Source organism: Serratia marcescens, from assembly GCF_001902635.1.
Lineage (GTDB): Bacteria > Pseudomonadota > Gammaproteobacteria > Enterobacterales > Enterobacteriaceae > Serratia > Serratia marcescens_F.
In genome coordinates this window covers 17,522-30,835 of sequence record NZ_MJAO01000016.1, presented here as the reverse complement: position 1 = coordinate 30,835, position 13,314 = coordinate 17,522, and the positions used below count along the sequence as shown (strand labels likewise).

The window sequence follows — 13,314 nt, the reverse complement described above, 5'->3', positions numbered from 1 at the left end:
GCCGGATCAATCCGGCCTTTTCATTATTTAATGCGGCGCGCCGCCGAATCAGAACAGCAGACGGGCGCGAATGGTGCCGTCGATGGCCTTCATGCGCTGCAGCGCGGCGTCGGCGCGCGCGGTTTCCGCTTCGATGTCGATCACCACGTAGCCGATTTCCGGCCCGGTTTGCAGATACTGTGCGGCGATGTTAACCCCCTCTTCGGCGAAGATCTGGTTAATCTGCGTCAGCACGCCCGGACGGTTTTCGTGGATGTGCAGCAGGCGGCTGGCGTTCGGGCCATGCGCCGGCAGCGACACTTCCGGGAAGTTGACCGCCGACAGGGTCGACCCGTTGTCGGAGTATTTCGCCAGTTTGCCGGCCACTTCGTCGCCGATGTTCTCCTGCGCTTCCTGGGTGGAGCCGCCGATGTGCGGCGTCAGCAACACGTTGTCGAACTCGCACAGCGGCGAGTTGAACGGATCGCTGTTGGTCGCCGGCTCTTCCGGGAAGACGTCGATCGCCGCCCCTGCCAGGTGATTGCTGGCCAGCGCATTGCACAGTGCGGGAATATCCACCACGGTGCCGCGCGAGGCGTTGATCAGGATGGCCCCCGGTTTCATCAGCGCCAGCTCTTCCGCACCCATCATGTTCTTGGTGGATGGCGTTTCCGGCACATGCAGCGTCACCACGTCGCTCATGTTGAGCAGATCGGACAGATGACGCACCTGCTGCGCATTGCCCAGCGGCAGCTTGTTCTCAATATCGTAGAAGAACACCTTCATGCCCAAGCCTTCGGCCAGAATGCCCAGCTGGGTGCCGATATGGCCGTAGCCGATAATGCCCAGTTTCTTACCGCGCGCTTCGTAAGAGCCCACGGCCAGTTTATGCCACACGCCGCGGTGTGCCTTGGCGTTGGCGGCCGGAATGCCGCGCAGCATCAACAGCAGCTCGCCCAGCACCATTTCGGCCACGGATCGGGTATTGGAGAAGGGAGCGTTGAAGACCGGAACGCCGCGCTTGGTCGCCGCTTTCAGATCAACCTGGTTGGTGCCGATACAGAAGCAGCCCACCGCCACCAGTTTCTCTGCGGCGGCGAAAACCTCTTCGGTCAGATGCGTACGCGATCGGATGCCGATGAAGTGCGCATCGCGGATGGACGCTTTCAGCGATTCGGTGTCTAACGCACCCTTATGGTATTCGATGTTGGTATAACCGGCGGCTCGCAGATTGTCTACCGTGCTCTGATGAACCCCTTCCACCAACAGGAATTTAATCCTGTCTTTCTCCAATGATACTTTTGCCATTTACCCGACCCTATGTTCAGACTTCAGAAGCGGCTGTTGCGACACAGCTCCCATCCAACATAACAAAAATAACGCGGGCGGCAATACAAACGATTGCCTGCCCTGCAGGACAAGGCGCAGCGTTCTTGGCGGTTTCTGGCAGAAAATGCCATTGGGAAAGTTTTCGGCAGAAGCTTTGGGGAGTCAGTTTTCACAATGTGACATAAGTCACCAAATTTGCCGCTTTTCAGAAAAGATATTTTAACCGAAGAATTATGCGGCCCGGCGCCACCGGGCCACAGATCGCAGAGGCTTATTTAACCACTTTCACCCCTTCCGGGGTGCCGACCAGCGCCACGTCGGCGCCGCGATTGGCGAACAGCCCGACGGTCACCACACCGGCGATGCCGTTGATCTTGTTCTCCAACGCGATGGCGTCGGTGATGCTCAGGTTATGCACGTCCAGGATCACATTGCCGTTGTCGGTCACCACGTTCTGGCGATACTCCGGCAGGCCGCCCAGTTTCACCAACTCGCGCGCTACGTAGGAACGGGCCATCGGGATCACTTCCACCGGCAGCGGGAACTTGCCCAGCACGTCCACCTGTTTGCTGCCGTCGACGATACAGATGAATTTCTTGGCGATAGCGGCGATGATCTTCTCACGCGTCAGCGCAGCGCCGCCGCCCTTGATCATCTGCATATGGCCGTTGATTTCGTCCGCGCCGTCCACGTAGATATCGAGCGAGTCCACTTCGTTGCTGTCGAACACGTGGATGCCGAGGCTTTTCAGCTTGGCGGTGGAGGCGTCGGAGCTGGACACCGCGCCTTCGATCTGGTGCTTGATGGAGCCCAGCGCGTCAATAAAGTGGGAAGCGGTAGAGCCGGTACCGACCCCAACAATGGTGCCCGGCGTCACGTATTCCAGCGCCGCCCAGCCCACCGCTTTTTTCAGTTCATCCTGCGTCATAATATGTCCCTTGCCTCTGTACGAAAACGTGTGCGTATTATAGGGTAAAACGCTGTTTTTCACGCCGGCAGGATCACACTTATTTACCGCAGCCCGCATTTTTACCCGCATAGCGGCGAGGCGGGGCGTGATTTTTACACCTGCGCCGCACGCAAAATGTGGCATAGTGCCGGTATCATTCTAATTTAAGGGATATCTTTCCGATGAAACGCCCAGACTATCGAACGCTGCAAGCGCTGGACGCGGTGATCCGTGAGCGCGGCTTCGAGCGCGCCGCTCAAAAACTCTGTATCACGCAATCGGCGGTATCCCAACGCATCAAACAGCTGGAAAATCTGTTCGGCCAACCGCTGCTGGTCCGCACCGTGCCGCCGCGTCCGACCGAACAAGGGCAAAAGCTACTGGCGCTGCTGCATCAGGTGGAGCTGCTGGAAGAAGAGTGGCTGGGCAACGATACCGGCGTCGATACGCCGCTGCTGCTGTCGCTGGCGGTCAACGCCGACAGTCTGGCGACCTGGCTGCTGCCGGCGCTGAAGCCGGTGCTGGCGGACTCCCCCATTCGCCTGAACCTGCAGGTAGAAGATGAAACGCGCACCCAGGAGCGGCTACGCCGCGGTGAAGTGGTGGGCGCGGTAAGTATTCAGCCGCAGCCGCTGCCGAGCTGCCTGGTGGATCGGCTGGGGGCGCTGGACTACCTGTTCGTGGCATCCAGCGGCTTCGCCGAGCGCTATTTCCCCAACGGCGTCACCCGCTCCGCGCTGCTGAAAGCACCGGCGGTGGCCTTCGACCATCTCGACGACATGCACCAGGCGTTCCTGCAGCAGAACTTCGATCTGTCGCCGGGCAGCGTGCCCTGCCACATCGTTAACTCATCGGAAGCCTTCGTGCAGCTGGCGCGCCAGGGCACCACTTGCTGTATGATCCCGCACCTGCAGATCGAAAAGGAGCTGGAATCCGGTGAACTGATCGATCTGACACCGGGGCTGTATCAGCGCCGCATGCTGTACTGGCACCGCTTCGCGCCGGAAAGCCGCATGATGCGCAAGGTCACCGACGCGCTGCTGGAGCATGGCCACCAAGTGCTGCGCCAGGATTAAAACGAAAAAAGGTTCGCCGCAGCGAACCTTTTCATCGATACCCCGATCTTACTGCGTGGCGTTGCGCTGCAGCTCGAACACCACATCCACCTGATCGTCGAAGTGAATGCTTTGCTGTTCATAAGTCTGCGCCGCGTCGCTTTCCGCCGCCGCACCGGCCGCCTTATACATCCGTGCCACCGGCATCGGCTGGTAGTTGGCGACTCGATAGCGAATGCTGTACACCGGCCCCAGCTTGGCGTTGAAACCTTTGGCCAGCGATTCGGCCTGCTGAGTCGCATTCTCGATCGCTTTCTGCCGCGCCTGCTCGCGATACACGTCCGGCTTGGCAACGCCCAACTCCACCGCGCGGATCTCGTTCAGGCCGGATTTCAACGCGCCGTCCAGCAGCTCGTTCAGCTTGTCCAGCTGGCGCAGGGTCACCTGCACCTGACGCACCGCCCGGTAGCCCTTCAGCACCGACTCACCCGTTTTCAGGTAGTCGTACTCCGGCTGGGTGCGCAGATTGGCGGCACTGATGTCTTTCTTCTCGATGTTATTTTTCTGCAGGAAATCAAAGTACTGCGCTACACGCTCGTCCACCTGCTTCTTCGCCTGGGCGGCGTCTTTGGAGGAAACGCTCACTTCGATCGCCAGGGTGGCGATGTCCGGCGTGGCGTCTACGCTGGCGGTGCCGGAGGTGACGACGTGCGGCCCTTCAGGCACTTCGGCCGCCTGCAGCGCCATAGGTAACGTCCCTAATCCGACCATTGCGGCCATAGCCAATGCTTTTAGCTTCACAGTGTCTCCTTATGACAGGCTGTCTCTGATCACCGGCTTTTCCCTGTGAGAACCGCCGGATTCCTGGCATCAAACGTAGCATATCGCGCGGCGTTTTAAATTCGGATTAGTGACAAATTCTTATAAACTTGCCCCCTGCCAGGCCAGCTGCAGCGCGATGCCCCACATCACCAAACCGACCAGCGCGTTGATGATGCGCTGCGCCCGCTGGGTGTTCAGCCACGGCGCCAGCCAGGAGGCCAACAGCGCCAAACCGAAGAACCACACGACCGACGCGCTGACAGCACCGAGCGCGAACCAGGAGCGCACGTCCGCCGTCAGTTGCCCGCCCAGGCTGCCGAGCACCACGAAGGTGTCCAGATAGACGTGCGGGTTCAGCCAAGTGACCGCCAGCATGGTGATCACGATACGCCAGCGGCTCTGCGCCAGCTCCTGCGCCGCGGCCTGCGCCGGCTGTGGGCTGAAGACGGAGCGGAACGCCCCCCAACCGTACCACAGCAGAAACGCCACCCCGCCCCAGGTCACCAGCGCCAGCAGCAACGGCGAACGGGTCAGCAGCGCACTGCCGCCGAAAATACCGGCGCAGATCAGCGCGATATCGCTCAACGCGCACAGTGAGGCAATCATCAGGTGATACTGACGGCGGATACCCTGATTCATCACGAATACGTTCTGCGGGCCCAGCGGCAGGATCATGGCGGCGCTCAGGGCAAAACCCTGCAGGAAGACGGCTAACATGGGGATTCCTCGAATAATAAAAGGCGCCGGACGAGGGCGCGTATCGGTCAACTCGCGCATCATACGAGGAAGCGATCATTAGGTGAAATTGATGTTTCTAATCCTGCATCAGAGGTGCTAATACTCCAACCACAGGGATAGACGCGGCAGCTTCATCGAATTCGCCCACCGGCGAAAAATTCGCTATCATCCGCTCCCACTCTCCCGCCGGACGCCCAATGTCTACGATTACCGATACCTTTATCGCCCCGCCGTGTCATGACGACATCGAGATCCTCTATCAGGACGCACACCTGGCGCTGGTCAACAAACCCGCCGGTTTGCTCAGCCTCTCGGGGAAAAATCCGCAAAATCTCGATTCGGTGCATCATCGGCTGGTGCAGGTCTTCCCTGGCTGCGCCCTGGTGCATCGCCTGGATTTCGGTACTTCCGGGTTGATGGTGATTGCCCGCAATAAGGCAATCAACGCCGCCCTCTGCCGGCAGTTCAGCGAGCGCACCGTGAACAAAGTGTACAGCGCGCTGCTCTGCGGCCATCTGGCGCATAACGAAGGGGTGATAGACGCGGCGATCGCCAAAGATCCGGCGCTGTTCCCGCTGATGTCGATTTGCGCCATCCGCGGCAAACCCGCCCGCTCTCGCTATCGGGTCATTGAGCGTTTTTATCGCGAGTTGGCGGACGGGACATTGCTGCCGTTGACGCGGGTGCAGCTAACCCCGGAGACCGGGCGCACCCACCAATTGCGTATTCACAGCCGGCAGTTGGGCCACCCTATTTTAGGCTGCGATCTGTATGGCGGGCGCCTGCTGCCGGGGACCGAACAGACGCCGCGGCTGATGCTGCACGCCAGCGAGCTGGACTTTGCGCATCCTATTAGCGGCGAGCGGATAACCGCCCGTCACGCGGCGCCGTTCTGAACGCGGCTTACCACATCAAATCATCGGGCACTTTAAAGTCGGCGTACGGATCGTCTTCATCCTGTTCTTCCTGACTCAGCGCGCTATGCAGCACAATGCTGGCCGCATCACGCTGCGCGATCTTATCGGCAACGCTCGCGGGAATAATCGCGTATTCACACTCTTCACGACCATCGACAACCAAGCGCGCAATGGCAAGACGGCCGTTAATCAGCTGGGTTTGTGTCGCCTTATCCACCAGGATTTTTTTAATCAAGTTACCGTCGGTGAAATTAAAACCGATATCGCCTTTCGTCAGAGCGATGCGGTTCATCTCGATCAGCTGCTTCACCTGCGCTTTATATTCTTTAGATAACGCGGCTTGCTTTTGCTGCTCGTTCAGCTGCTTATCGCGCTCAAGCTGTGCCTTTTTATTTTCTTCCACCGCTTCTCTGGCCTCACGGGCCTGAACGCGCGATTTCTTAGCCGTTCTTTGGACTTTGGCCATTTTCTTGCTGGTCACCAAGCCCGCTTTGAGCATCTGCTCTTGTAAAGTGAGTTTTGTCATGTTCGTGTCTAAAGCCGTTGGGTCATGGGGGGGATTATACCTGCATTTTCTGAGGCTGCACCAGGTTGCCGGCCCGGCGCACCGAGCGGCTTGCGCGATCGGGAAACGACGACAAACCGGCCCGAACGCCAGATCATGAACGCGGCTCATGTCGTAATGAAATTAAGTCTCTTTCACTCCCCCCAGGACTCTGGCAAAAATAGACCTCATTAACGATAGACGATATGAAAGCGGTTGAATGAAAAAATAAAAAAACAACCCATTGAAAAAAAATGGATAAAAAAATTCTTCATATCATATAACAGGATGCCATAAGACGATGAATAAAGACTTTACCTTTACGATTAAGAGCAGTTCTTTCAATGAAGACTATAACCCTTCTGAAAGCACGCGTATCACGACCAACTTTGCTAATTTGGCCAGAGGGAAAAACCGCCGGGAGAACTTACGCAACACGTTGGCGATGATTGACAATCGCTTCAATACATTGGCGTCTTGGGATAACCCCAAGGCCGATCGTTACTCAGTCGAACTTGAAATCATTTCGGTTGAGATGCGCATTGAAGATCATGGCGCCAGCTTCCCGGTGATCGAAATCCTGAAAACCAACATCATTGATAAAAAAACGCAAAAGCGCATTGAGGGCATCGTAGGGAATAATTTCTCTTCTTACGTGCGCGATTATGACTTTAGCGTCTTGCTGCCGGCGCACAATAAAAACCAAGCGGAATTCAACATTCCGGATGATTTCGGCGATTTGCACGGCAATATCTTTAAGCACTTCGTCAATTCAAATGCATACCATGAGAATTTCAGCAAACCGCCGGTGATCTGCCTGAGCGTATCCAGCAAAGACACCTATCATCGGACGGGCAATCAACACCCGGTCTTGGGCGACGAGTATCGGCAAGACGGCGCTTCGCTGACCGACCGGTATTTTAAGAAAATGGGCCTGCAGGTGCGCTATTTCATGCCGAAAAATAGCGTCGCGCCCCTGGCGTTTTATTTCCCGGGGGATTTGCTGAGCGATTATACCAACCTTGAGCTGATAGGCACCATCAGCACGATGGAGACGTTCCAAAAAATCTATCGGCCTGAAATTTACAATGCCAACTCGGCGGCAGGGCAATGCTATCAGCCAAGCCTGAATAACCAGGATCATTCATTAACCAAGATTGTTTACGATCGCGAAGAGCGTAGCCAGTTAGCGATTGAGCAGGGGAAATTTACGCAAGAGCAATTTATTAAACCCTACCAACATATTCTTGAGCAATGGTCTGCTCACTACGCGCTTTGATTCACTCAAATACAGGTCATCTATTATGAAAATATTGCTCCCGACGTCGACCGCAGGCAGCTTGCCCAAACCTTCCTGGCTGGCCCAGCCGGAAACCCTGTGGTCGCCCTGGAAATTGCAGAATGAAGAATTAATCGAAGGCAAACAGGACGCTCTGCGTTTGTCGCTGGTAGAGCAACAGCAGGCCGGCATCGATATCGTCAGCGATGGAGAGCAAACGCGCCAGCACTTCGTCACCACGTTTATCGAACACCTCAGCGGCGTCGATTTCGAGAAACGCGAAGTGGTTAAAATCCGCAATCGCTATGAGGCGAGCGTGCCGAGCGTCGTGGGCGCGGTCGCGCGTCAAAAACCCGTTTTCGTTGAAGACGCCAAATTTTTACGCCAGCTGACCGATCAGCCGATTAAATGGGCCCTACCGGGGCCGATGACCATGATCGACACGCTCTATGACAACCACTATAAAAGCCGCGAAAAGTTGGCCTGGGAATTCGCCAAGATCCTCAATCAGGAAGCCAAAGAGCTCGAGGCTGCAGGCGTCGACATTATTCAGTTTGATGAGCCCGCGTTTAATGTGTTCTTTGATGAGGTGAATGACTGGGGCATCGCCGCCCTGGAAAAAGCCATTGAAGGGCTTAAGTGTGAAACAGCGGTACATATCTGCTATGGATACGGCATTAAAGCCAATACCGACTGGAAAAAGACGCTGGGCTCGGAATGGCGGCAATATGAAGAGGCGTTTCCTAAACTGCAAACGTCTAACATCGATATCATCTCGCTGGAGTGCCATAACTCGCACGTGCCGATGGATCTGCTTGAACTGATTCGCGGTAAGAAAGTGATGGTCGGCGCCATTGACGTGGCGAATCATACCGTTGAGACGCCGGAGGAAGTGGCCGCTACGCTGCGTAAAGCGCTGCAGTTTGTCGATGCCGACAAGCTCTATCCCTCCACTAACTGCGGCATGGCTCCCCTGCCTCGCCGGGTCGCCAGCGGCAAGCTGAATGCCTTGAGTGCGGGTGCCGAGATCGTGCGCCGGGAACTGCTGGCCAAATAACCGCGCCAGCGCCCGCCGCAGGAGCCTCCTGCGGCGGGCGATTATCATCGACTCCCTCTCCCCGCAACGCCCCCGCTCTGGTGTATACTCGGATTTCTACGCGATGCCAGCCACAGCGGCCTGAACGGCCCCTCAGCCAGCCCACACCAGCTTAATAACAGTGGAACCCTCATGAGCCCAGATACCGCTCGCATCAGCGAAATTATCGATCGCGCCAGGATCTCGCCTTATCAAATCCTCATCCTCACCCTGTGTTTCCTGATCGCCCTGCTGGACGGCTTCGATACCGCCATCATCGGCTATATCGCCCCGGCACTGCGCGAAGAGTGGGGCCTGCAACCCTCACAGCTCTCCCCCGCCTTCGGCGCAGGGCTGTTCGGCCTGCTGATCGGCAGCCTGCTGTTCGGGCCGATCGCCGACGCCATCGGCCGTAAACGCGTGCTGCTCGTCGCGGTGCTGGTGTTTGGCGGCTGCACCCTGGCTTCGGCCTATACGCAATCGATCGAGTCCCTGACCCTGCTGCGTTTCATCACCGGCATTGGCCTCGGGGGCGCGATCCCGACCTGTATCACCCTCAGCTCGGAGTACTCACCGGCGCGCCGGCGCATGCTGATGGTTACCCTGAGCTGGAGCGGCTTTACCGCCGGATTGGCCCTGGGCGGCCTGCTGGCCGGGCAGATCATCCCGGCGTTCGGCTGGCGCGGTGTGCTGCTGGTCGGTGGCATTGCGCCATTGGTGCTGCTGCCGCTGCTGGCCTGGCAGATGCCCGAGTCGGTACGCTTTATGGCCGCCAACGCCAAACATGCCGATCGGCTGCGTCGGGTGGTCGAACGCATTACTGGCCAAAGCTGGGCAGGCGTGACAATTGTCGATGACGAACGCCCGGCGCAGGCCAAATCGCCGATCTCGCACCTGTTTATCGAAGGGCGCGCCGTGCGCACCCTGTTGCTGTGGGCGGCGTTCTTCTGCTCGCTGTTCGTGTTCTACCTGCTCACCAGTTGGCTGCCGACGATCCTCAAAGACGCCGGTTACGATATCGCCCACGCCTCGCGCATCGGGGCGATGGTGCCGCTCGGCGGCACCCTGGGCGCCATCCTGATGGCGCTGCTGATGGACCGGGTCGGGCCCTACCGCGTGCTGGCCGTCTCCTACCTGGGCGCCGCACTGGTGATCGGCGCGACCGGGTATCTGATGGGCGACGTCTACACGCTGGCCGCCGTCGTGTTCCTGATAGGCTTCGGCGTGGCCGGCGCGCAAAACGGCCTGAACCTGGTCTCCGCCACCCTTTACCCGACCGCAGCCCGCGTGACCGGCGTCAGCTGGGCCATGGCCAACGGCCGCTTCGGCTCGATCGTCGGCTCGATGCTCGGCGCCTGGATGATGACCGCCGCCGGCTCGCCGGACGTGTTCTTCCTCTGGCTGGCGCTGCCGGCGCTGCTGGGCGCAGTCGCCATCTTCCTGCTCTATCGCCTCAATCTGCACCGCCGCGCACCGCTCGCCAAACCTGTCGCTGGCACCTAAACTCGCGGAAAAGAAAAGGCCGAGACGCCATCGGTGGCGTCTCGGCCTGCAATGAAAAAGGGGGCCAAGGCCCCCTTCTGCGTTATTCCGCCTTGGCGGAAGCGTTTTCGGTGCGATACAGGTGCACGTCCATCTGCGGGAACGGAATGCCGATGTTGTGGGCATCCAGCGCACGCTTGAAGTTCTCCATCAGATCGAAGTACACGTTCCAGTATTCCGCGTTGGTGGTCCAGGAACGGGTGACGAAGTTCAGGGAAGACGGCGCCATCTCGTTCAGACGCACGGTCACGCCTTTGGCGTGCATGATGCGCTTGTCGGCGGCGATCACGTCGCCCAGCACTTTCTTCACCACGTCGATATCAGCGTTGTAGGCTACGCCCACCACGATATCCACACGGCGGTTCGGCTCGCGGGAGTAGTTGATGATGTTGCCGGCGATGATTTTACCGTTCGGCACCACGATGGTTTTGTTGTCAGAAGTCCGCAGGGTGGTAGAGAAAATCTGCACCTGATCGACGGTACCGGCCACGCCGCCCAGATCGACATATTCACCCACGCGCAGCGGACGGAAGATCACCAGCAGCACGCCGGCGGCAAAGTTGGACAGCGAGCCTTGCAGCGCCAGGCCGACGGCCAAACCGGCGGCACCCAGCACGGCGATCACCGAGGTGGTCTGTACGCCGACGCGCCCCAGCACCGCGATGAAGGTAAACGCCAGCACGCCGTAGCGCACGATCGCCGACAGGAAGTCCGCGACCGTGGCGTCGATGCCGCGCAGCTTCATCACGCGGTTCAACGCATTGCCGACCACGCGGGCCACAATCGAACCGATGATCAGGATAACGATGGCGGCGACGATGTTCACCGCGTACTGGATCAACAGATCCTGGTTCTTCACCAACCAGTCGCCGGCACCATTGATGCCGTCTACTACATTCAAATCTTTCATTCGTGTCGTCCTAACTCTGTCCCTAACGGGAGAAACTCGCAAAAATACACTGACCTCGGCGGCCAGTAGGAAACCACCGCCTAAGGGTAACCAACATTAAAGGCCCATGCCAACCGTCAGCGTTAAAAATAGCCGAATCTGCCCGCCGCTTCTTCTATGCTGAGAACAGCGCGCTGGCCGTTTCACGACAAGGAACCCGTTCATCATGCATATCCGTTCTTCACTCAAACACTATTGGCAGGTACGGCCCAGGCTGCTGCTCTCCGTGGGCGCCGGGCTGCTGTGTTTTCTGTTGCTGCCCACCCAGCTCTCGCTGCTGCAGCGGCTGATGATCGGCTGGAACACGCTGGCCTGGCTGTACCTGCTGTTTCTCTGGCGGCTGATGCTGATCAGCACGCCGCAGCACATCCGCCAGATCGCCCGCCGGCAAGATGAAAGCGCCAGCATGGTGCTGACGCTGGTCAGCCTCGGTTGCCTGGTCAGTTTACTGGCGATCCTGTTTGAACTGAGCAGCGCCAAACAGGTGGCGGGCTCCCTGAAGACGCTGCATCTGATGCTGACCGGCGCCACGTTGACGGTTTCCTGGCTGCTGCTGCCGACCGCCTTCACCATGCACTACGCCCATCAGTTTTATCGCCAGGGCGCGCAGCAGAATCCGTTGCCGCTGCTGTTCCCCGGCAACCTCACCGATCCAACCTATCTGGACTTCGCCTACTTCTCTTTCACTATAGCGGTGGCGTCGCAGACCGCCGATGTGGCGGTCGGGGCGGCGGAGGTGCGCAAGGTTACCCTGCTGCAGTCAGTGATCTCCTTCGCCTTCAACATGCTGATACTGGGCCTGTCTATCAACGTCGGCGCCGGCCTGCTGGGCTGAAAAAAAAGGCTCCCCGCAGGGAGCCTTTAACTCACAAACAAAGGAGGAAAAAACGTGGTTTCTCCTCCTTTGTGGTCATCAGCCGAAAATCAATAGATTGATTTTCCTTATTTTTTATATTTTGCCAACGGCAAGCCAGGCAACGCCATCAGGCTTGTCATAAACAAAAAGGCTCCCCGCAGGGAGCCTTTTGCATCGTGCAACAGGTGCCGAAGATTACAGAACGTCTACCGCGTTCAGATCTTTGAAGGCCTGCTCCAGACGCGTCACCATGCTGGTCTGCGCTGCGCGCAGCCATACGCGTGGATCGTAGTATTTCTTGTTCGGCTGATCGGCGCCTTTCGGGTTGCCCAGCTGGCCCTGCAGGTAAGCTTCGTTCGCTTTGTAGTACTGCAGGATGCCGTCCCAGGTCGCCCATTGGGTGTCGGTGTCGATGTTCATCTTGATCACGCCGTAGCCCACAGACTCTTTGATCTCTGCGTCGGTAGAACCGGAACCGCCGTGGAACACGAAGTTCAGGCTGTTGTGCGGCAGGTTGAATTTCTTGGACACGTAGTCCTGAGAATCACGCAGGATGGTCGGAGTCAGCTTAACGTTGCCTGGCTTGTACACGCCGTGCACGTTACCGAAGGAGGCAGCGATGGTGAAGCGCGGGCTGATGGCGTTCAGTTTTTCGTACGCGTAAGCCACGTCTTCCGGCTGGGTGTACAGTGCGGAAGCGTCCATATGGCTGTTGTCCACGCCATCTTCTTCACCGCCGGTGCAGCCCAGTTCGATTTCCAGCGTCATGCCGATTTTGGCCATGCGCTTCAGGTAGGCGCTGCAGATCTCGATGTTTTCTTCCAGAGATTCTTCAGACAGATCGATCATGTGGGAAGAGAACAGCGGTTTGCCGGTAGCGGCGAAGTGCTTCTCGCCGGCGTCCAGCAGGCCGTCCAGCCATGGCAGCAGTTTCTTCGCGCAGTGGTCGGTGTGCAGGATCACCGGCACGCCGTAGTGTTCAGCCATCTGGTGAACGTGGTGTGCGCCAGAGATGGCGCCCAGAATCGCTGCGCCCTGAGGCACATCGGTCTTCACGCCTTTGCCAGCGATGAACGCGGCGCCGCCGTTGGAGAACTGAACGATGACCGGCGCGCGCACTTTAGCCGCGGCTTCCAGCACTGCGTTGATGGAGTCGGTACCCACGCAGTTTACCGCTGGCAGCGCAAAGTTGTTCTCTTTAGCAACTGCGAAGACTTTCTGAACGTCATCACCCGTGATGACACCCGGTTTTACGAAATCAAAAATTTTAGACATGTTAC

Annotated in this window: 13 protein-coding genes; 6 read left to right on the top strand and 7 right to left on the bottom strand. The window is 58.1% G+C overall.

Annotated features, from left to right (window positions below; all coding sequences use genetic code 11):
- Positions 1–48: 48 nt before the first annotated feature.
- Positions 49–1,287 carry a phosphoglycerate dehydrogenase gene (serA, locus tag BHU62_RS16410; RefSeq protein WP_073532953.1) on the bottom strand — a complete coding sequence of 413 codons (1,239 nt, stop codon included), beginning with the start codon at positions 1,285–1,287 and terminating at the stop codon, positions 49–51.
- A gap of 292 nt (positions 1,288–1,579) precedes the next feature.
- Entirely contained in the window at positions 1,580–2,236 is a 657-nt protein-coding gene (gene rpiA / locus BHU62_RS16405) for a ribose-5-phosphate isomerase RpiA (RefSeq protein WP_073532952.1), read from the bottom strand.
- 203 nt (positions 2,237–2,439) lie between these two features.
- On the opposite strand from rpiA, the gene BHU62_RS16400 reads away from it, so the two are divergent.
- Positions 2,440–3,333, top strand: a complete 894-nt coding sequence (locus tag BHU62_RS16400; protein WP_019455625.1) for a LysR family transcriptional regulator ArgP — start codon at positions 2,440–2,442, stop codon at positions 3,331–3,333.
- Between the two features lie 48 nt (positions 3,334–3,381).
- On the opposite strand, the gene BHU62_RS16395 is transcribed toward BHU62_RS16400, so the two are convergent.
- Both BHU62_RS16395 and argO read right to left on the bottom strand, forming a co-directional pair.
- On the bottom strand, positions 3,382–4,113 hold the full coding sequence (locus BHU62_RS16395; protein ID WP_073532951.1) for an oxidative stress defense protein: 732 nt from the start codon (positions 4,111–4,113) through the stop codon (positions 3,382–3,384).
- 120 nt (positions 4,114–4,233) lie between these two features.
- Positions 4,234–4,851 (bottom strand): arginine exporter ArgO, encoded by a 618-nt coding sequence (gene argO / locus BHU62_RS16390; protein WP_073532950.1) that lies wholly within the window; start codon positions 4,849–4,851, stop codon positions 4,234–4,236.
- A gap of 218 nt (positions 4,852–5,069) precedes the next feature.
- Between argO and BHU62_RS16385 the strand changes: the two genes are divergently transcribed.
- Entirely contained in the window at positions 5,070–5,768 is a 699-nt protein-coding gene (locus BHU62_RS16385; protein ID WP_073532949.1) for an RluA family pseudouridine synthase, read from the top strand.
- A gap of 7 nt (positions 5,769–5,775) precedes the next feature.
- Here BHU62_RS16385 and BHU62_RS16380 read toward each other — a convergent pair whose 3' ends face one another.
- Complete coding sequence (locus tag BHU62_RS16380) at positions 5,776–6,315, bottom strand: DUF2058 domain-containing protein (protein ID WP_073532948.1); 540 nt, start codon at positions 6,313–6,315, stop codon at positions 5,776–5,778.
- Positions 6,316–6,634: 319 nt separating this feature from the next.
- On the opposite strand from BHU62_RS16380, the gene BHU62_RS16375 reads away from it, so the two are divergent.
- The 3 genes from BHU62_RS16375 (at position 6,635) to BHU62_RS16365 (ending at position 10,190) form a co-directional block, all read left to right on the top strand.
- Positions 6,635–7,612, top strand: a complete 978-nt coding sequence (locus tag BHU62_RS16375; RefSeq protein WP_073532947.1) for a DUF1852 domain-containing protein — start codon at positions 6,635–6,637, stop codon at positions 7,610–7,612.
- Between the two features lie 25 nt (positions 7,613–7,637).
- The gene (locus tag BHU62_RS16370) at positions 7,638–8,669 is read left to right on the top strand and encodes a methionine synthase (protein WP_073532946.1); all 1,032 of its coding nucleotides are present in this window, start codon (positions 7,638–7,640) and stop codon (positions 8,667–8,669) included.
- Between the two features lie 171 nt (positions 8,670–8,840).
- Positions 8,841–10,190, top strand: coding sequence for an MFS transporter (locus BHU62_RS16365; protein ID WP_073532945.1), 1,350 nt, complete (start codon positions 8,841–8,843; stop codon positions 10,188–10,190).
- 82 nt (positions 10,191–10,272) lie between these two features.
- Here the strand turns inward: BHU62_RS16365 and mscS are convergent, their stop codons facing one another.
- Positions 10,273–11,139, bottom strand: coding sequence for a small-conductance mechanosensitive channel MscS (gene mscS, locus BHU62_RS16360; protein ID WP_073532944.1), 867 nt, complete (start codon positions 11,137–11,139; stop codon positions 10,273–10,275).
- Between the two features lie 205 nt (positions 11,140–11,344).
- On the opposite strand from mscS, the gene BHU62_RS16355 reads away from it, so the two are divergent.
- Complete coding sequence (locus BHU62_RS16355) at positions 11,345–12,013, top strand: DUF1345 domain-containing protein (protein WP_073532943.1); 669 nt, start codon at positions 11,345–11,347, stop codon at positions 12,011–12,013.
- A gap of 216 nt (positions 12,014–12,229) precedes the next feature.
- On the opposite strand, the gene fbaA is transcribed toward BHU62_RS16355, so the two are convergent.
- The gene (gene fbaA / locus BHU62_RS16350; protein WP_025304179.1) at positions 12,230–13,309 is read right to left on the bottom strand and encodes a class II fructose-bisphosphate aldolase; all 1,080 of its coding nucleotides are present in this window, start codon (positions 13,307–13,309) and stop codon (positions 12,230–12,232) included.
- Between the last annotated feature and the right edge of the window lie 5 nt (positions 13,310–13,314).